Genomic DNA, 19,318 nt, shown 5'->3' on the forward strand with positions numbered 1-19,318 from the left:
GTCATGCCCGCCCCCCTGCGTCGCCGCCGCGCCGCCCTCTGCCTCCTCGCCGCCCAGCCGCTCGCCTTGCCCTTGGCCGCCCAGGCCGCCCCGGAATCCGTCACCCTCGAAGAACTTTCGGTGGCCGGCGAGGGCCGTGGCAACGGCTCCGGAGGGGCGCCACCCAACGGCAAAAAATTCGGCGTGGCGGCGCCGCCCGGTGCGGCGGCGCTGCCGATCGAGCAGCCGGTCGGGCAGATCGTCACCGCGGTCGGGCGCGAGGCCATCGCCAACCGGCCCGCCACCAGCATCGGCTCGGTGCTGCTCGACAGCCCCGGCGTCACCGTGCGCCAGGGCAACGGCGGGCGCGACGTGGTGATCTCGATCCGCGGCAACAACGCCCGCTCCACCGGCGTGACCCGCAACATGGTGGTGCTGGAGGACGGCTTTCCGGTGACGCAGGCCGACGGCGCCTCGCGCTTCGACCTCGTAGATCCCCGCGCCTATTCCCGCATCGACGTGTTTCGGGGCCCGCAATCGGCCCTGTTCGGCAATTACGCCACCGGCGGCGCGCTGGCCTTCCGCACCCGCACGGGTCGGGAGATCAATGGGTACGAGTATGGCATCGACGTCGGCAGCTACGGCTATCTCAGCAACTATTTCACCGTCGGCGGCGCCAGCGGCCCGTTCGAAGTCAGCCTGTTCGCCAGCGATGTCCGCGGCAACGGCTACCAGCAGCATGCGAGCTACGACACCCAGACCGTCAACCTGCTGGCGAGCTACACGCCGACGCCCGACAACCGCTTCACCCTCAAGGTGATCAACAACGAGATCGACGCCAACATCCCCGGCCGGTCCTCGCTGCGCGACTTCACCCTCAACCCGTATCAGCGCCGCTGCGACACGGCGGATACCGCCGCGCTCGGCTGCGCCAAGTTCCCCCTCGGCGGCATTCCGGCCACCGCCGCGCAGGCGGGCTTCCGCCGCAACGACCGGCGCACCATCGTGGCGGGCCGATGGGAGCACGACATCGACGCGCAGACGACGTGGCGGGTCCAGGTCGGCTTCGACGAGCGCAACTACAACCAGCCGTTCTACACCTCCTCGGGCCGCGGCAGCCTGCCCTCCTACAACGTGCTCACCGACCTCACCCGCCGCGGCGAATTCTTGGGTCTTCCGGCGATCGGCTACGTGGCGCTCTCCTACAGCGCCGTCGACGTCACCGCCTCGACCTACAACCTCACCCCCTTCGGCGGGGCCCGGCTCGGCTCGCTCGTGGCGTTGCAGGACGCGGTGCAGTCGAATCTCGGCGGCCGGGCGCGGCTGGAACTCGAACTCTCGCCCGAATGGACGGCCGTCACCGGCATCTCGGCGGAAAATTCGACGATCAGCGGGCGCAACCGCAGCTTCTCGATCGACACGCTGACCGGCGCGCTCGTCACGACGCCGTCCTTCGCCGACCGCCGCTTCCTCAACGTCGCCCCAGAACTCGCTCTGGTCTACCGGCCGGACCCGACCTGGGCGCTGCGCGGCCGGGTCGCCACCGGCTACGCCACGCCCTCGTTCTCGTCGCTGTTCATTACTTCGACGGGTGATCCCGGCAACAACACCGGCCTGAAGACGCAGGAAAATCTGGGCTTCGACCTCGGCGCCGACTGGCTGCCGGTCGAGGGGCTGCGGCTCAGCCTGACCGGCTTCTACGAGTTCTTCCGCAACGAGTTCGTCTCGCAATCGCCAGGAGCGGGCCTCTCCAACTACACCTTCAACGCCCCCGCCTCGGAGCATCGCGGCATCGAACTCGCCGCGACCTACGCCTTCGCGCCGGGCTGGAACGGCGTGCTCGCCTACACCTTCGACGATCAGGTCTACATCGACTACGTCGAGCAGCTCAGCGTCCGGCGCGTGGCCCCCGAACTCCCGGCGGGCTTCGAGAACGTCACGCGGCCGTTCAACCGGGCCGGAAACCGCATCCCCGGCGTGCCCGACCATCAATTGCTCGCCCGCCTCGGCTACGACGTGCCGACGGGGCCGCTCGCGGGGCTCGGCGGTTTCGCCGAGGTGGTGGCGCAGGGCGGCTACTACGCCGACAATTCCAATCTCCTGAAGGTTCCGGGCTACGCGATCGTCAACCTCAACCTCCATTACTCGGCGCTGCTGCCGGACGGCTACGCCAAGCGGATCGACCTCTACGGCGAGGTTCGCAACGTGCTGGACACGGTCTACGTCGCCTCCGCCAACCCGCTGGCCAACACGCTCAACCGCGACACGGGCCTGCTGAACGGCCGGGGTGCGCTCGCCTCGACGGTGGGCTCGATCTACGCGGGCGCACCGCGCACCTTCGTGGCCGGCATGAAGCTGTCGTTCTGACGAAGCCGGCCGCGGCCGGCGCGGAAGAACATTGACCGGCGGCCCGGACCGCCTAGACCGGCCCTTCCTGCCACCGCTCGGAAACCGGATCGGCCGAATGGATCACCCCGCCTGCGACTGCGGCAGCGGCCTCTCCGCCGCCCGCTGCTGCGCCTACGTGCCCGAGGCCGAGGGCACGCGACCGCCCGACGATCCGGCGCTGGCGGGCGAGGCGCAGGCCGCGGCGCAGGCGCTGCGGGGCGGCGACCGGGCGGGGGCCGAGCGGATGAGCCTCGCCGTGCTGGAGCGGACCCCGCACCAGCCCGAGGCGCTGGCGGTGCTGGCCGAGATCCGCCTCGGCCAGGGCGGAAACGCAGCGGCGGCGGCGCTCTTGGAGCGCTTGGCCGCGGTCGAGCCCGCCAACTTCTGGCCGGTCAACAAGCTCGCCCTGCTCGAACTCGGGCGCGGCAACGTCGAGGCGGCCGAGCGCCATGCCCGCCAGGGCGTGCGCCTCGCCCCGGCCAACCCCCAAGCCCACAACCTGATGGGCATGGCGATGACCGAGGCGCATCGCCCGGCGCTCGGCGAGTACCATTGCCGCCGCGCCCTCGAACTGGCCGGGCGGCGCATCCCCCTGGTGCTCGCCAACCTCGCCACCTGCCTGAAGAACCAGGGCAAGGTCGAGGAGGCCCGTGCCCTCTACCGCGAGGCCGACGCGCTCGCCCCCGACAACCGCCAGACCCTTCTGGCCTGGGCGCAGTTGGAGGAGGCCGACCGCCGGCTCGACGAGGCCGACGCCCTGCTCGACCGCCTGGAGCGGCTCGGGCCCCCGAGCCCGGCGATGCTGCTCGTCCGGGCGGCGATCCTCGGGCGGCGCAAGCGCGCCGATGCGGCGGTGGCCTTGCTCGACCGCGCCGAGCGGACCCGGCCGCTGCGCCCGGCCGAGCGGCTGGAGCGGGGGCGCCAGCTCGACCGGCTCGGCCGCTACGACGAGGCCTGGGCCGATTTCGAGGCCGGCAAGCGGCAGATGCGCGAGGCCGCGGGCGGGGGCTACCGGCGCGAGGACGCCGCCGGGATGGCCGCCGAACTGAGGGCGTTCTTCACCCGCGAGCGGCTCGACCTGCTGCCGCGGGCGGGCCTGCGCACCGACGTGCCGCAGCCGGTCTTCATCCTCGGCTTCCCGCGCTCGGGCACGACGCTCCTGGAGCAGACGCTCACCGCGAGCCCCCTGGTCGCGGCGGGCGACGAGCTGACCCTCGTCCACGAGATCGCCGCGGCGGCGCCCCGGCTGCTCGCCAGCCCCTGGGACTATCCCGGCGCGCTCACCGAGCTCTGGATGGGCGACCGGCGCGAGGCCCTCGACACCTTGCGCGACCACTATCTCCAGCGGGTGCGCCAGCTCGGCGTGCTGCGCGAGGGCGCGCGCCTCTTCACCGACAAGATGCCGCTCAACGAGACCCATCTCGGGCTGATCGGGCTGATGTTTCCGGGTGCCCCCCTGCTGCACCTGATCCGCCACCCGCTCGACATCATGGTCTCGGCGATGTCGAACGCCTTCACCCACGGCGCCCATTGCGGCTCGGCCCTGGAGACGGCCGCCGAGCACCTCGTGCTCTCGGCCGAGCTCGTGGCGCATTACCGAACGGCCATGGACCTGAACTACCGCACCGTTCGCTACGAGGACATGATCGACGACCAGAAGGCGACGGTGCGGGGCGTGTTCGACTTCGTCGGCCTGCCCTTCGACCCCGCGGTGCTCAACCACGAGGCCAATCCGCGCTACGCCCGCACGGCGAGCTACGCGCAGGTCACGGAAAAGCTCTACGACCGCTCGCGCTACCGCTACCGGCACTACCGCCGCCAGCTGGAGCCGGCTCTGCCGATCCTGGCGCCGCTGATCGAGCGGCTCGGCTACACGATCGACGCCTGATCGACATTTCCATCAGCGGTTGCCCATCAGCTCTTGGGCAAACGAGGGCGCCGGCCCGCGATCTCGAAGCGATCCGCGTGTGGCTGCTCAGCCACATGGATCAACTCAAGACAGTGCTAATTCCTGAAATGGACGATTCGGGGCCGGCAGGCGGGCTCCACCGATAACAAAAGAATACGTCTAGGGCTTTGAAAGAACAGACATGGCTACAGCCCCACCGACCAATCGCTTCACTCGATTGTTCAGCGCCACCGACAATGGGAACAATCAGTTTTCCGTCTACACCGAGCCTTATGGGGCAGGCCCGTTCGTCATCGACGATCCTGGAAGCAGCAATGGCGGGACCGACAGTCGATCACAGCTGGGGGATATCGGCAACGATGTCTTCACTGCCAATGGCAGTCAGTATGTATATTTAGCAAAGAGCACAAATAATTTTACTGTTTTTGCCAGAACCGTCCCGGACGGCAATATCGTCGCATTTTCCAATGCGACTTATACGGGATACACATACAACATTCCAACGAGCACAGCTGCCTTTACGGTGTGCTTCGCGAGCGGAACGCGGATACACACGGATCTTGGCGATATCCCCATTGAGAATCTGACGATCGGCGATCGCGTGGCGACGACATCGGGTGTCGACAGACCGATCCGCTGGATCGGCCACCGCACCGTCGCGTGCGACGGCCGCGCCGACCTCATGCCCGTGCGGATCGCCGCGCACGCCTTCGGCGAGGGCCGCCCGGCCCGCGACCTGCTCGTCTCGCCGGCTCATGCGGTCGCCGTCGACGTGCTCGGCGAGGTGCTGATCCCGGCCTGCCGGCTGATCAACGGCACCACGATCGTGCAAGTCGACGTGGAGAGCGTCACCTACTGGCACGTCGAACTCGACAGCCACGACATCCTGCTGGCCGAAGGCCTTCCGGCCGAGAGCTACCTCGATTGCGGCAACCGCCGCTTCTTCGCCGAGGCCGACATCACCGATCTCGCCGCGACGCCGGACGCCCGGTCGGAGGGCGATCTCCCGTACTGCCGCCCGTTCCACGAGGACGGCGCGCTGGTCGATCTGGTGCGCGCCCGGCTCGGGGAGCGCGCCGAGACGCTCGGTTGGCGCAAGCGCGAAGACACCTTCGCCGGGCTGCATATTCTCGCCGACGGCGAGACCCTCCGCCCGGACGTGGCGGGTCTCACCGCCCGCTTCGTCCTGCCGGCCGGGGCCCGCGACGTGCGCCTCGTCTCGGAGACGAGCGTGCCGGCCCATGTCGTGCCGGGCTCGACCGACGCGCGCCGCCTCGGCCTGCCGCTCGCCGGGCTGACGATCGACGACGGCCTGACCGGCGCCCGCACGGTCGCCCTCGACGACCCGCGCCTGAACGAGGGTTTCTACGCGTTCGACGGCGGTCCGCGCTGGACCGACGGCGCGGCGCTGCTTCCGGCCTCGCTGTGGGACGGCTGCCGCGGCGCGACGTTCCTGCGCCTCACCCTCGCGGCGCCCGCGCTGCCGCGCTGGGTCGCGCCGCAGGCCGGCAACGAGATGCGGGACGAGGACCGGCGGAACGCCTGACGCGGCTCACGACGGGAGGAGAATTCCAGGCCCGGACTCAGGTCCGGGCCTGCCGCGTTTCGGGCGGTCCCTACCGCCCGGAATTCACCCAGCGCACCAGATCGCCGAGCACCTGGCTTAAAGCGGCGTCGAGGCCGGTGGCGGCGGTCTGGGCGTCGACCTTGGGCACGGGGACGCGGGCGGTGAAGACGCGGGCGTTGACGACGCGGCCGCTGCCCTCGGCGATCAGCTTGGCGGAAAGGTCCACCACCGCCTCGCCCGAGCCGGAATCGATGTCGAACTCGCGGATCTCGCTGACCAGCAGGTATTCGGACGGGATCTTGTCGCCGGGGCGCGAGACCGAGCGCAGACGGCCGGTATTCTCCAGGCTCTGGATGATCCGGGTCTGGATCAGCCGCGGCAGCCGGTCGGCCCACTGGCCGCCGCCGAGGAAGGACAGCGAGCCGCCGCGCTCGCGCACGATGATGCGGTCGGCCTCCATCGGCTGCAGGCCGACGGGCTCCGACACCACCAGCGCGCGCGCGGCGCCGCCCGCCCGGGGCTGGCCGGGGAGGGCGGCGAGGTCGAAGGTGAGCGGCGTCGCGCCGCCGCCGCAGCCGCCGAGCGCCGCCAGCATCGCGAGGCCGAGAGCGGCCGCAGCCGCGCGGCCGGGGGAGGCGGGGAGGAGAACTCGCATCATGCGCTCGGGCACCGTCCGTCGCTGGGGCAGGGGGCGGGAAGCCACCCTACCACGCCCAGCTTACGGCAACGCTCGAACGCGGCAGTGCGTCCCGACACATCGGGCGCACCGGGGCAACTCAACGGCCACCGTTGTATTCCGGCAACGACGGCTTGCCGCCGAAGATCACCTGCGAGGGATCGCGCTCCAGGCTGCGCGCGGCGCGGCTGAGGGTGTTGAGGGTGCGCTGGCCGTCGGTCGCCAGCGCCTCGACCTCGCGGCGGCTCGACCCCGACAGGCGGTTGAAGCTCGTCGAGATGTTGGCGGTGCGCTTGTCGAGGTTTTCCGAGAGGTTCCGGAAGGCGATGCCGGCCTCGCGGACCGAGACCGCCGCCTTCTGGATCTCGGAGAAGGTGCCCGCGCCCTGCTGGCCGGAGGCCGAGCCGAGGAAGCCCTCGGCGCCCTTGAGCACGCCGTCGATCCGGTCGGCCGAGGCGCTGAGCTTGGCCGCGAGCTGGCGGGCGTCGTGCAGGCCCGCCTCGATGTCGGGGCCGGCCTTGGCGAGCGCGGTCGAGAAGGTGTCGGCGTTCTCGATCACCCGGTTGAGGCGCTGCCCGTCCACCGCCTTGACGAGGCCCGAGATCGAGGGACCGGCCTCGGCCAGCGTCTTCGAGAAGGATTCGACATTGGCCAGCGTGCGGGTGATCGCGCCCTCGTTGCCGGCCACCACCTTGTCGAGGCGCTGAAGCACGTCGTCGGCGCGCTGCGCGATCTGCTTGGCGGCGGCCATCATGTCCTGGATGTCGCTCGAATCGGCGAAGATCGTCGGCATCTGGTCGCCGGAGCCGGGCTTGAGCGGGGGCGCGTCGGCGCTGCCGCCGGACAGCGAGATCTGCGAGACGCCGGTCAGCATCGCGGAATCGAGCCGCGCGCGGGTGTCGGCGCGCAAGGGGGTCGAGGGATCGACCTGCACCACGGCGACCACACGGCGCGGGTCCTGCGGCAGCAGGCGCACGTCGAGCGCCTCGCCGACCTTGATGCCGTTGAACGACACCGTCGAGCCCTTGGCCAGGCCTCCGACCGAGCCGGAGAAGACGATGCGCAGCGCCTGGCTCGCCTGCCCCCGCGATCCGCCCTGGAGCCAGAACACGAAGCCGAAGGCGGCCAGCACGACGCCGATGGTGAAGGCGCCGATCAGGACGTAGTTCGCGCGGGTCTCCATCGGACTAGCTCTCTCCCCGATCCGGAGGGGTCAGGCGGTGCGGCACCGCACTTCCACTGCGTTGTGCGTCTCCCGACCGATGGCCGGACGACGCACGTCCGGCGGACGACCGCCGCCCCCACGTCCTGTCCCCTTGCGCGGGGGCGATCAGCGATGCATCGGCATCGCCGATCGGAAGGAGCGCGCTGGTCCTAAGCATGCGCATAGGCCGGCTGCGGAGCCGGCGCGGCGGGCGCCAGCGCGCGGGCGCGCTTGCCGTGGAAGTAGGAGCGCAGCCACGGATGGTCGTGGTCCAGCATCTCCCGGATCGTGCCTTCCGCGATGATCTTGCCGTCGCCCAAGGCCGCGATGCGATCGCAGGCGGTGTAGAGGCTGTCGAGGTCGTGGGTGACCATGAAGACGGTGAGCCCCAGCGTGCGCTTGAGGGTCGAGACGAGGTCGTCGAACTCGCCCGCGCCGATCGGGTCGAGGCCCGAGGTCGGCTCATCGAGGAACAGGATCTCGGGATCGAGCGCCAGCGAGCGGGCGAGCGCGGCGCGCTTGATCATGCCGCCCGACAGCTCCGAGGGGTACTTGTCGGCCGCGTCCGGCTTCAGGCCGACCATCTCGATCTTGAGCCTTGCGAACTCGTCGAGCAGCCGCTCGGAGAGCTTCAGATGCTCGCGCATCGGCATCTGGATGTTCTGCTTGACGGTGAGCCCCGAGAACAGCGCGCCCTGCTGGAACAGCACGCCCCAGCGCTGCTCGAGCTGACGGCGGCGGGCCAGCGTGATCGCGTCCACGTCCTCGCCGAAGATTTGAATCGTACCCGAGCGCTTCGGCACGAGGCCGAGAATGGTCCGGGTCAGCACCGACTTGCCCTGCCCCGACGGGCCGACGAACCCCAGAATCTCGCCGCGGCGGATGTCGAGGTCGAGCCCCTTCATCACGGCGCGCTCGCCGAAGGTCACGACGAGGTCGCGGACGCGGATGACCGCGTCCACTTCGTTCGCGTCGATCTGGGGCCGGGCTGAGGAAATGTCTGCCAAGCTGTCCGTCCGCGCGGGTTCAAAAATTGATCGCGGCGAAGAAGACCGCGAAGAGGCCATCCAGCACGATCACCATGAAGATAGACTTGACGACTGAGGCGGTGACGTGGCGGCCGAGCGATTCCGCCGAGCCCTCGACCGCGAATCCCTCGATCGTCGCGATGATGCCGATGGTGAGCGCCATGAACGGCGCCTTGATCAGCCCCACGGCGAAATGGTGGAACGACACCGCCTCCTGGAGCCGCGACAGGAAGCCGTCGACGGTCAGCCCGCCGTAGAGCGAGGCCGTGAGCCCGCCGCCCGCGAGTGCTGCGAGGGAGCCGAGGAAGGACAGGATCGGCAGGCCGATCACCAGCGCGAGGATGCGCGGCAGGATCAGGATCTCGATCGGGTCGAGGCCCATGACGCGCAGGGCATCGACCTCCTCGCGCATCCGCATCGAGCCGATCTCGGCCGTGAACGCCGAGCCGGAGCGGCCCGCCACCATGATCGAGGTGAGCAGCACGCCGAGTTCGCGCAGGATCAAGAGGCCGATCAGGTTCACGACGAAGCTCTGCGCGCCGAAGCGCTGGAGCTGGAAGATGCCCTGCTGCGCGACGATGCCGCCGACGAGGAACGAGATCAGCACGATGATCGGCACGCCGCGGAAGGCGACCTGTTCGAGTTGGTTGACCAGCGCCGCCGTGCGGAACGTTTTTGGCCTGCGCGCGACCCTCCCGGCGGCCGCGACGACTTCGCCGAGGAAGGCGATGCCGGCCAGCACCTCGGCCCCGCCGCGGGCGACGCGGCGGCCGAGCCCGTCGAGCGCGCGGACGCCCAAGTTGCGGGTGTCGGGCGCCTTCGGCTCGGCCTCGCGCAGGCCCATCTCGCCGAGCAGGATGCGGTGCTCGGGCCGCGCCCCTGCATAGGCGAGACGCGAGCCCGACCCCTCGATCTCGGCGCGGGTCCGCTCCAGCACCCAGGCGCCCAGCGTGTCGAGGCGCAGGACGCTGCTGAGGTCGATCACCAGAGGCTGGTCGCGGCCATGCGCCGCGATGCCGGCCGCCGCCCGCTCCACCGCCGGCCCCTGGTCGGCGGTCCAGCGCCCGCGCAGGGTCACGCGGGAACCGTCGAGGTCGGCGCCCGCGGCGTCGAGCGTACCGGAGCCGTTCTCGATCCGCACGGATCACTCCCGCTGGCGTCCCTGCGGGACGGGTCGGACTACGTATGCGGCGTCTATACCGCATCGCCGCATCGGGGGCCAAACGGGGTGGGCTTCGTTGACTTTTGATAAACCCTAGTGCCTTTGCACGCCCGCCATCCGGGGGCCCAGCGCTTCCGACAAGTCCGGCGAAGGCGCCGGGTGCGAGGTTGCGATGTCGGTTCCTGGCCGTGCCCCTGCCGTGCGCTCGGCGCGCGGGACGCTCCTCCTCGCCCTGCTTCTCTCAGGCCCGGTACTCGCCGCCGAGACGAAGGGCGCGCCGCCTGCGGTCGGCACGCTGTCGGTCTCGGCGCAGGCGGTGACCGAGTCTGAGAAATACATCGGCCGCATCCAGGCGGTGTCGCGCTATTCGGCGGTCGCCCGCGTCACCGCGTTCCTCGACAGCGTCGTGTTCACGGAAGGCCAGGACGTCCGCAAGGGCGACGTGCTCTACCGGCTGGAGACGGCGCCGTTCGAGGCCGACCTCGCGGCCAAGAAGGGGGCGCTCGCCAACATCCAGGCCCAGCTCAAGCTCGCCGACCTCAACCTCGGCCGCTCGACTTCGCTGATGCGCAGCCCCGCCGGCCTGCAGCAGAAGGTCGATGAGGATCAATCCCAGGAAGGCTCGCTGCAGGGGCAGCTCCAGGGCGCGCAGGCCGACCTGAAGACCGCGCAGATCAACCTGAGCTACACGACGATCACCTCGCCGATCGACGGCAAGGTCGGCCGCACCGCGATCACCGCGGGCAACCTCGTCTCGCCGGACACCGGCGTGCTGACGACGGTGGTGAGCCAGGACCCAATGTACCTGCTGTTCACGATCCCGACCCGCACGGTGATCGACCTGCGCCACCGCCTCGCCTCGGTCGGCGGCCTCGATTCCCTGAAGCTGCGGATCGTCCTGCCCGACGGGCGGACCTACGGGGAGACCGGCCGCGTCGACTTCACCGACAACACCATCTCCTCCTCCACCGACAGTTTTGCGATCCGCGGGGTCTTCGCCAATCCCTCCCGTGGGGAGAACAAGGCCGGGCACGCGGTGCGCGAACTCATCGACGGCGAGTTCGTCACGGTGATCGTCGAGAACCCCGAGCCGGTGCGCCTCGTGACGATCCCGCGCGCGGCGGTGCTGACCGACCAGCGCGGCGACTACGTCTACGTCGTGGCCGCCGACGGCAAGGCGGAGCGCCGCAACGTCGGCCTCGGCCAGCCGGTCGGCAGCCGCACCACGGTGACCTCGGGCCTCAAGGACGGCGAGACCATCGTGACCGACAACCTCCAGCGCGTCCGCGCCGGGGAACCGGTGGCCGCCTCCCCTGCGCCGGGCGCCCCGCAGGACGCGAACCGGTGAGCCGCGCGGCTCGACGGGACACGGTTCGGAGCACGCGATGATCTCCTCGATCTTCATCGACCGCCCGCGGCTCGCCGTGGTGGCGGCCATCGTCGTGACGCTGGCCGGCCTCCTGGCGATGGCCCAGATCCCGGTCGCGCAGTTCCCGCAGATCGTGCCGCCGGAGGTGCAGGTCAGCGCGACCTATCCGGGCGCCTCGGCGGAGGTGGTCGAGGCCGCCATCGCCCAGCCGCTGGAAGCCGCGGTCATCGGCGTCGACAAGATGATCTACATGAAGTCGATGAGCGGCAACGACGGCAGCTACAGCCTGACCGTGTCGTTCAAGCTCGGCAGCGACCCGGACATCGACACCGTCAACGTCAACAACCGCGTCCAGACCGCCCTCGCCCAGCTGCCGCAGGAGGTGCGGCAGGAGGGCGTCACGGTGCAGAAGCAGGCCACCGCGATCCTGCAATACCTGATGCTCTACAGCGAGGACGGCAGCCAGGACCCGCTGTTCCTGACGAACTACGCCACCATCAGCGTGCTGGACGAACTCAGCCGCACGCCCGGTGTCGGCCAGGCCTCGCTGTTCGTGAACCAGCAATACTCGATGCGGATCTGGTTCGACGTCGATCGCCTCAACAACCTCAAGATGGCGCCGTCCGAGATCGTCAACGCCGTCAACGCCCAGAACGTCCAGGCCGCCGCCGGCCGGGTCGGGGCGCGCCCCGTCAGCAACGACCAGCAGTTCCAGTTCAACGTCCAGACCAAGGGCCGGCTCTCGACCGCGGAGGAGTTCGGCGACATCGTCGTGCGGGCCGACCCCGACGGCTCGGTGCTGCGGGTGAAGGACGTGGCCCGCGTCGAGATGGGCGCGCAGAACCTCGACGCCATCGCCCGGCTCAACGGCAAGCCCGCGGTCGCCATCGCGATCCAGCTCGCGCCCGGCGCCAACGCGGTCCAGACGGCGGACGCGGTGGACGCGACCCTGAAGCGGGTGAGCAAGCGCTTCCCGCCGGGGGTGAAGTCCAAGGTCGTCTACGACGCCACCACCTTCGTCGATCAGACCATCCGCGAGGTGCTGCTGACCATCGCCGAGGCGTTCCTGCTCGTGGTGCTGGTCGTCTACCTGTTCCTCGGCAGCCTGCGGGCCGCGCTGATCCCGGCGCTGGCCGTGCCGGTCAGCCTGATCGGCACCTTCGCGGTGCTCCTGGCTTTGGGATACTCGGCCAACACCATCTCGCTGCTCGCCATGGTGCTCGCCATCGGCATCGTCGTCGACGACGCCATCGTCGTGGTCGAGAACGTCGAGCGCGTGATGGAGGAGCGGCCCGACCTCTCCGTGCCGGAGGCCACCAAGCTCGCCATGCGCGAGGTCACCGGGCCGATCCTCGCCATCACCCTGGTGCTGCTCTCGGTGTTCGTGCCGCTCGCCGCCATCCCCGGCCTGTCGGGCGTGCTGTTCCGGCAATGCGCGGTCACGATCGGGGCCAGCATGGTGATCTCGGCGCTGGTGGCGCTGACGCTCTCGCCCGCGCTCTGCGCCGTGCTGCTGCGCCGCGGCGGCCACGCGAGCGGGCTCGCCGGCCTGACGCAGCGGGCGATCGAGCGGACGCAGGCCCGCTACGCCACCATCGTCGCCCGGTTCGTCCGGGTCAGCCTCGTCGGCCTCGCGCTGGTGGCGGCCTGCGGCGGCGGCATCTATGTGCTCGCGGCGCTGACGCCGAGCGGGTTCCTGCCGTCCGAGGACCAGGGCGCCTTCTTCGTCACGGTCCAGCTCCCCGACGGCGCCTCGGTGTCGCGCACCGCCGAGACCGTGACGGCACTGGAGAAGCAGATCCTGGCGATGCCGCAGGTGGCCGACACCTACTCGGTGATCGGCTATTCCTACCTCGACACGGTGAACGCCCCGAACATGGCGTTCATGCTGGTCCACCTGAAGCCGTTCTCGGAACGGACCGGGCCGGAGGACTCGGCGCAAGCCTTGATCGCCCGGATCACCGAAGAATCGCAGTCGATCCGCAGCGGCGAGGTGATCGCCTTCAACATGCCGCCGATCATCGGCCTCTCGACCAGCGGCGGCTTCGAATATGCGCTCGAAGCGATCGAGGGTCAGAGCCCGGAGGAACTCGGCAGCGTCGCGCAGGGGCTGATGGCCGCCGCCAACGCCGACCCGCGGCTCACGGACGTGTTCACCACCTACACCGCCGCCAACCCGTCGCTGTTCCTCGACATCGACCGCGACAAGGCCGCGGTGCTCGGCGTCAACCTCGGCGACGTGTTCGACACGCTCCAGGCCACCTTCGGCGGCACCTACATCAACAACTTCAACGTCTTCGGCCGCACGTGGCAGGTCAACATCGAGGCCGAGGCGGGCGACCGCGACAAGGTCTCGGACCTCTGGCAGGTCTACGTGAAGAACGCCAAGGGCGACGAGGTGCCGCTCCGCTCCTTCGCCTCCGCCCGCTTCGTCGGCGGCCAGCAGGTGCTGACGCGCTATAACAACTACCGCTCGATCCCGATCGAGGGCAGCCCGGCCGCGCGGGTCTCGTCGGGCACCGCGCTCAAGGCGATGGCGGCGGTCTCGGACGCGACACTGCCCGACGGCTACGGCTTCGAGTGGACCGGGACCGCGTATCAAGAGACCCAGGCGCAGGGGCAGACCGGGCTGGTGCTCGGCCTGTCGCTGGTCTTCGCCTACCTGTTCCTCGTCGGGCTCTACGAGAGCTGGATGATCCCGGTGCCGGTGCTGCTCTCGGTCAGCGTCGGCGTACTCGGGGCGCTGGCCGGCATCCTGGTCGCCGGCCTCTCGCTCGATCTCTACGCCCAGGTCGGCCTCGTGGTGCTGGTGGCCCTGGCGGCCAAGAACGGCATCCTCATCGTCGAGTTCGCCCGCAAGCAGCGCGCCGACGGGCTCGCGATCCGCGAGGCGGCGGTGGCCGGCGCCTCGGTGCGCTTCCGCGCCGTGGCGATGACCTCGATCGCCTTCATCCTCGGCCTTGTGCCCCTCGTCTTCGCCGAGGGCGCCGCCGAGATCAGCCGCCGCGCCGTCGGCACCCCGATCTTCGCCGGCATGATCGCGGCCACCACCGTCGGCCTGTTCCTGATCCCGATGCTCTACGTCGTCTTCCAGGGGTTGGCGGAGCGGGGGTTCGATTGGCGGAGAACGGCCAAGCAGCGATAGATGAAGTTAGGAGAGGACCGCGTATCAGTAGAGATGCTCTTAGACAACATCGAAACGCAATACCCTCGGAACAGGGCCTTCGCGAGCGCAGCACCTGCAACGTCAATCGACTTCGAAAGTATTTACTATATCATCGATATATTTTAAACGCTTATTGATTAATTTTCTTCTATTAAGAAGCATGTCTCGATCCGAACTCATACTGACAAGATCCAACATTTCTCTATGATTTTTTAGATTAATTCCTTTGAAAATCCAATGATTAATATGCCGCGCTAGCATTTCACGCAAAAACTGAGACATATAATTTAAATCGTCACTTGACCCGCCGGCGTGAACATAATTATTACGAAGACGAGCAATGTGACTCAATTTCCACCTACATATTTCCGGCTCGGCCTCAGCAAAAATTGCGCGATCAAGAATCTTTTCATTAGAACGCATTTTGTCGTTAGATTCAACGTAAATCTGCTCAAGCGCAGACCAATACCGCAAGAGGCGATGATTACTGTCGCGAGCAACAAATCCGTCTTGAAGCAACATCACTGAACGTGAAAGCATATCATTGAGAGGATGATTTTTGAGTGCACTCAGAGCACGACGCACAATTGGTACAACTTTTAGGACACGATCCATTGAGAGTGGATTTTGTCTCCAAGACTCCTCATCATAATCCGTATTATACAAAATATTTTTATCACTAAGAAATTCTTTTTCGCGAAACACAAACTGATTTGGCCCCAACCAGAGTCTTCCATCAGTCCAATTTCGCCCCGCCCAAAGAGTACGCCCTTGCCAAACCTCATACAAATTAATCAATCCAGTGACAAGCTGAAGCGTATCCATCATACGTTCAACTGCACGCGCCTCAGTCCTGTCAGCGCAGTACATGATTATGTGGCCAAATCCTTGCGGTTCGTCGGGGTAAATTCGGCCAAACCCGCCAAAGAAATAATCGCTATGCCGAAGATGCTTTGGCAGTCGCGCAGCGGAGCGGACTTCAACACCGTGCCAGCACAGCCTGAAACTAGGATGAGAAGCCATATTCGTGGCTCTAAACTTTGTCCAAAGTGCAAATTTTACCTGAGGAACGGCCAGCGAGCTCCTATGTATTGCTTCCGCCCTTTCAATAAGATGATCTCCATTCATTTTTCCGGCATGCCGACACTCACGCAAAGCTTTTGAAAACAATTTTATGGATTCGGAGCGACTTATTTCGGGTCTCACAACAAACGCGTCCGGCAATATCTCGAAAAATTCTCTAAATCCAAATCCGCTATATCTAATATTCCCATCAACTATACCTGTCATTTCCTCAAAGCTACGCAAGAAAAATGCCAGCGCGCTGTCGGATACGAGATTTCGATTTCTGCTTATTCTCACAGAGCACACCGCAATTTTAAAATTTCCGGTACGGGGGCTATCCGCTCGGTTGCAAAATTTATCTACTAGCGTCCATATGAGCGAACCTTATCAGGATAAGCCCGCTCACCGCCAGCGGCGCCATCATCAAAAAGGTCGCGCCGCCGCCGAGCACGCCGTAGACCGGCCCGCAGGCGAGCGTCGCCAGCGCCGAGACCAGCGCGGTCGAGGCGCCCACCGTGCCCTGCGCCCGCCCCCGTGCCCCATCGGGGGCGAAAGCCGAGACCGCGTTCATCGCACCGAGATGCGTCGCCCCGAAGGTGAGGGCGTGCAGCATCTGCAGCGGCACCAGCCACGCGAGGTCGCCCTCCGCCACGCTCAAGCCCACGGCCCGCACCAAAGCGGCGATGCCGCCGAGCGCCAGTAGCCGGAACGGGCTGCGCCAGCGCGCGGGCAGGCGCGCGAGGCCGGCGAACAAGGCGATCTCGGCGGCGACGCCGATGGCCCAGAGCGCACCGATCCACGGCGCCGAGACGCCGTGCGCCGCCCAACTCAGGCTGCCGAAGGCGTAGATCGCCGCGTGGCTCGCCTGGATCAGCGCCGCGGCGCCGATCGTCAGCCACAACCGCCGCGGCAGGCGAGGGGGCGGGCCGATCCGCTCGGGCGGCCGTTCGCGCGGCGCCGCCCGCTCGCCCGCCGCGAGCGCCACGGTCGCGGCGATCAGCGCGAGCCCGGTCAGCAGCAGCGGCACCGCCACCTGCCCGCCGAGCCATCCCAGCAACGCCCCGCCCGCGAGGTTGGCGAGCAGGAAGGCCACCGAACCGAACATCCGGATGCGGGCGTAGTCGATTGTCTTCGGGGCCCGGCGGGCGGCGGCCAGCGTCAGGTAGTCGATGCTCGGCACCAGCGGCGCCTGCGCCGCGGCGTTGAGCACCACGAGCAGTGCCAGCAGGAACACCGCGAGGCCGGCCGCCGCCGGCATCAGGGCGTAGGTGAGGGCGAGCGTCAGGCTGCCCGCCGCCAGCAGGGTGCGCGGGGCGATGCCGCGGTCGATCAGGCCGGTGAGCGGGCGGGTCGCCACGATCTTGGTGGCGATGGGCAGGGCCAGCAGGAGGCCGATCAGCCCCGGATCGAGCCCGAGCGCGCCGAGCCAGACCGGCATGAACGGCATCGCCACGCCGATCTCGACGAAGACGACCGCGTAGAGCAGGCCGAGCCGCACGGGATCGGGCTCTGCGGGAGGGGGTGAGGACAAGGGCCGCCGGTCCCGTCGTGATGCGCGTCCCGGGGGAGAGGCCTTCGATAGCGTAAGCAGCCGTTAAACGACACCTGTCAAGGTCATGCCTGTCCGTCAATCGTCGCGGGCCTGCGGTTCTCGCGGGTGCCCGTGTCCTTGCGGGGTGTGATGTCGAGTTCCCGTTCCCTGACGCCCCATGATGCGTCGCAGTACGACCTGATCGAGGCCGCCGTCCGGGAGACCGAGCGCGGCCGCTGGTTCCTGGAGGAGTACGCGCGGCGCAACCGCAACGCCGACACCGACGTGCTGCTCGGCGCGATCCACCGGCTCGAATCGGCGGTGACGGGCGAGCGCGGCGGCGGCGAGGATGTGGTCCGCTTCCGCGGCGACCTGATGGACATGGCCGACGCCATCGCCCGCACCCGGGCGGAGGTGGCCGCTTTGTCGGGCGCCGACCACGGCGAGAGCCGCCTGACGGTGGCCTCGGAAGCGCTCGATTCCATCGTGCGCGCCACCGAGCGGGCGACCTCGGACATCCTCGGCGCGGCGGAAGCCGTGCAGGAGGCCGCCTGGACGCTGCGCGAGACCGGGGCCGACGGCGCGCTCTGCGACGACCTCGACCGGCACGCGACGGGAATCTACACCGCCTGCTCGTTCCAGGACCTGACGGCGCAGCGCACCAGCCGCATCGTGCACACCCTGCGCTACCTGGAGGACCGGATCGCCTCCATGATCGGCATCTGGGGCTCCGAGACCGGCGTGCCGGACCTCGACGCCGAGGCCCGCATCCGCCGCGACACGGCCGCGACCCTCAACGCGGCGCTGGACCAGACCGACGTCGACCGCTTCCTCGACATGGAGAGCCCGGCGGCCCCATCCGCGCCATCGCGCCCGCCGCTCTCGGCGGTGGCGCTGCACGAGGATCTGGCCTTCGTGCCGGCCGACCCGTTCGACGGGGAGGGCGAGACGGCTCCGGTCGACTTCGCCGCCGAGGCCGCGGTCGAAATCGAGACCGCGGCCGAAGCGGCCTTTGCCGAAGAGACCCTGGTCGAAGAGCCCTTTGCCGACACCGTCGTCGCCGAAGCGGAACGGCCCGAGGCCTCTGCGCCGGCCCCGGACGCGTCCGAGACCGACGCGGATCGCGCGGTGGCGGCCCTGGCCGAAGCGCTGCTGGCGCAGGACGCCGAAGATGTCGCCGTCGCGGAAGAGGCCGTGGCGGAAGCCGCCCTCGGCGACCTGTTCGACACGCCCGCCGAGATCGCCCGACCGGCCGCCGAGCCGACGACCGCCATCGCGGAAAAGGCCTCCGCGCCGGCCCCGGCGCAAGTGGACGACCTCGCCGCCGCCTTCCTCGACCTCGACGAACTCAGCATCGAGGAGAAGATCGCGCTGTTCGCGTGAGGGCAGGGGTGCCGGGACGGAGCCTCGAAGACGCGACGCCGACACGTCGACCTCACACACCGTCATTCCGGGTCGCCGAAGGCGAACCCGGACCCGAAGGGGCGCGCCGGAGGCGTGCAATCCACGACGGGCCGCAACGCCTCGTATGGCCGCGCATCACGGGTGGATCCCGGGTTCCGCTGCGCGGCCCCGGGATGACGGTGGCGGACGAACAACGGACTCCGACTCCCCGTGGCGCAGGCTCATTCCCCCACCGCGACGCGGATGACGGTTCCCGGACGCATCGCGGCGGGGTAAGCGCACGGGCGCCCTGCCCGACCTTCCTCATCCCGTCACCGACCCGGCCATGGCCCTGCATCTCCTGAAGCTGTGCGTCGGCCCCGCCTCGATCGGGGAGTTGGAGGCGCGGATCGCCGGGCACCGCGAGGTCGCCCTGAGCGTCGGCGCCGACCCGCGCCCGTCCCACGTCACCCGCATGGTGCCGAAGCGCGCGGCCGCCATCGCCGGGCAGGGCTCGATCTACTGGGTGATGAAGGGCGCGCTGAGCTGCCGCCAGCCGATCCTGGCGATCGAGCCGTTCACCGGCCCCGACGGCATCGACCGCTGCCGCCTCGTCCTCGAGCCCACGGTGACGCCGGTGGCCCCCCGCCCCTGCCGCCCGTTCCAGGGCTGGCGCTACCTCGAGCCCGCCGACGCCCCGCCCGACCTCGACCGCCTGAGCGCGGGCGACATCGCCGACATGCCCGAGAGCCTGCGGCGGGAATTGGTGGCGCTCGGGTTGATCTGAGAACCGCCGACCGGCGCGTCTCCCACCCATCCCCCTCATCCTGAGGTGCCGCGAAGCGCCCTCGAAGGAGGGCGGTGGGTGGGAGGACCATGGGCCGAAACGAA

At 68.6% G+C, this 19,318-nt stretch carries 13 protein-coding genes; 7 read left to right on the forward strand and 6 right to left on the reverse strand.

Translation table 11 applies throughout. The annotated features are described in order from the left end of the window. Positions 1-3 precede the first annotated feature (3 nt). The 3 genes from HNR00_RS21795 to HNR00_RS21805 all read left to right on the forward strand — a co-directional run bounded on the left by HNR00_RS21795 (position 4) and on the right by HNR00_RS21805 (position 5,822). Complete coding sequence (locus HNR00_RS21795) at positions 4-2,346, forward strand: TonB-dependent receptor family protein (protein ID WP_183573023.1); 2,343 nt, start codon at positions 4-6, stop codon at positions 2,344-2,346. 97 nt (positions 2,347-2,443) lie between these two features. Further along, positions 2,444-4,255 (forward strand): tetratricopeptide repeat-containing sulfotransferase family protein, encoded by a 1,812-nt coding sequence (locus HNR00_RS21800; protein WP_183573025.1) that lies wholly within the window; start codon positions 2,444-2,446, stop codon positions 4,253-4,255. A 202-nt stretch (positions 4,256-4,457) separates the two neighbouring features. Beyond that, positions 4,458-5,822 (forward strand): Hint domain-containing protein, encoded by a 1,365-nt coding sequence (locus tag HNR00_RS21805; RefSeq protein WP_183573027.1) that lies wholly within the window; start codon positions 4,458-4,460, stop codon positions 5,820-5,822. Between the two features lie 70 nt (positions 5,823-5,892). Here HNR00_RS21805 and HNR00_RS21810 read toward each other — a convergent pair whose 3' ends face one another. The 4 genes from HNR00_RS21810 to HNR00_RS21825 form a co-directional block, all read right to left on the reverse strand. Continuing rightward, positions 5,893-6,501: an ABC-type transport auxiliary lipoprotein family protein gene (locus HNR00_RS21810; RefSeq protein ID WP_183573029.1), complete on the reverse strand. Its 609-nt coding sequence runs from the start codon at positions 6,499-6,501 to the stop codon at positions 5,893-5,895. Between the two features lie 118 nt (positions 6,502-6,619). Next, entirely contained in the window at positions 6,620-7,702 is a 1,083-nt protein-coding gene (locus HNR00_RS21815) for an MlaD family protein (protein ID WP_183573031.1), read from the reverse strand. A gap of 191 nt (positions 7,703-7,893) precedes the next feature. Continuing rightward, positions 7,894-8,628: an ABC transporter ATP-binding protein gene (locus HNR00_RS21820; RefSeq protein WP_312886102.1), complete on the reverse strand. Its 735-nt coding sequence runs from the start codon at positions 8,626-8,628 to the stop codon at positions 7,894-7,896. A gap of 121 nt (positions 8,629-8,749) precedes the next feature. Beyond that, a complete protein-coding gene (locus HNR00_RS21825; protein WP_183573033.1) occupies positions 8,750-9,892 on the reverse strand; it encodes an ABC transporter permease in 1,143 nt (380 codons plus the stop codon). A 193-nt stretch (positions 9,893-10,085) separates the two neighbouring features. On the opposite strand from HNR00_RS21825, the gene HNR00_RS21830 reads away from it, so the two are divergent. Together HNR00_RS21830 and HNR00_RS21835 are read left to right on the forward strand one after the other, a co-directional pair. Further along, positions 10,086-11,261 carry an efflux RND transporter periplasmic adaptor subunit gene (locus HNR00_RS21830; RefSeq protein WP_183573035.1) on the forward strand — a complete coding sequence of 392 codons (1,176 nt, stop codon included), beginning with the start codon at positions 10,086-10,088 and terminating at the stop codon, positions 11,259-11,261. A gap of 37 nt (positions 11,262-11,298) precedes the next feature. Next, positions 11,299-14,427, forward strand: a complete 3,129-nt coding sequence (locus HNR00_RS21835; protein ID WP_183573037.1) for an efflux RND transporter permease subunit — start codon at positions 11,299-11,301, stop codon at positions 14,425-14,427. 102 nt (positions 14,428-14,529) lie between these two features. On the opposite strand, the gene HNR00_RS21840 is transcribed toward HNR00_RS21835, so the two are convergent. Together HNR00_RS21840 and HNR00_RS21845 are read right to left on the reverse strand one after the other, a co-directional pair. Continuing rightward, entirely contained in the window at positions 14,530-15,756 is a 1,227-nt protein-coding gene (locus tag HNR00_RS21840) for a hypothetical protein (RefSeq protein ID WP_183573039.1), read from the reverse strand. 112 nt (positions 15,757-15,868) lie between these two features. Then, a complete protein-coding gene (locus HNR00_RS21845) occupies positions 15,869-17,044 on the reverse strand; it encodes an MFS transporter (RefSeq protein ID WP_183573041.1) in 1,176 nt (391 codons plus the stop codon). A 150-nt stretch (positions 17,045-17,194) separates the two neighbouring features. On the opposite strand from HNR00_RS21845, the gene HNR00_RS21850 reads away from it, so the two are divergent. Together HNR00_RS21850 and HNR00_RS21855 are read left to right on the forward strand one after the other, a co-directional pair. Next, the gene (locus tag HNR00_RS21850; RefSeq protein WP_183573043.1) at positions 17,195-18,427 is read left to right on the forward strand and encodes a hypothetical protein; all 1,233 of its coding nucleotides are present in this window, start codon (positions 17,195-17,197) and stop codon (positions 18,425-18,427) included. Between the two features lie 346 nt (positions 18,428-18,773). Further along, positions 18,774-19,214 carry a DUF1489 family protein gene (locus tag HNR00_RS21855; protein ID WP_183573045.1) on the forward strand — a complete coding sequence of 147 codons (441 nt, stop codon included), beginning with the start codon at positions 18,774-18,776 and terminating at the stop codon, positions 19,212-19,214. The last annotated feature ends 104 nt before the right edge of the window (positions 19,215-19,318 follow it).

The sequence above is a fragment of the Methylorubrum rhodinum genome (genome assembly GCF_014199935.1).
Taxonomy (GTDB): domain Bacteria; phylum Pseudomonadota; class Alphaproteobacteria; order Rhizobiales; family Beijerinckiaceae; genus Methylobacterium; species Methylobacterium rhodinum.

Bases quoted from the DNA above. Each gene is read 5' to 3' on its own strand.
- HNR00_RS21795 (WP_183573023.1), top strand. From the start codon at position 4: ATGCCCGCCCCCCTGCGTCGCCGCCGCGCCGCCCTCTGCCTCCTCGCC.
- HNR00_RS21800 (WP_183573025.1), top strand. From the start codon at position 2,444: ATGGATCACCCCGCCTGCGACTGCGGCAGCGGCCTCTCCGCCGCCCGC.
- HNR00_RS21805 (WP_183573027.1), top strand. From the start codon at position 4,458: ATGGCTACAGCCCCACCGACCAATCGCTTCACTCGATTGTTCAGCGCC.
- HNR00_RS21810 (WP_183573029.1), bottom strand. From the start codon at position 6,501: ATGATGCGAGTTCTCCTCCCCGCCTCCCCCGGCCGCGCGGCTGCGGCC.
- HNR00_RS21815 (WP_183573031.1), bottom strand. From the start codon at position 7,702: ATGGAGACCCGCGCGAACTACGTCCTGATCGGCGCCTTCACCATCGGC.
- HNR00_RS21820 (WP_312886102.1), bottom strand. From the start codon at position 8,628: ATGAAGGGGCTCGACCTCGACATCCGCCGCGGCGAGATTCTGGGGTTC.
- HNR00_RS21830 (WP_183573035.1), top strand. From the start codon at position 10,086: ATGTCGGTTCCTGGCCGTGCCCCTGCCGTGCGCTCGGCGCGCGGGACG.
- HNR00_RS21835 (WP_183573037.1), top strand. From the start codon at position 11,299: ATGATCTCCTCGATCTTCATCGACCGCCCGCGGCTCGCCGTGGTGGCG.
- HNR00_RS21850 (WP_183573043.1), top strand. From the start codon at position 17,195: ATGTCGAGTTCCCGTTCCCTGACGCCCCATGATGCGTCGCAGTACGAC.
- HNR00_RS21855 (WP_183573045.1), top strand. From the start codon at position 18,774: ATGGCCCTGCATCTCCTGAAGCTGTGCGTCGGCCCCGCCTCGATCGGG.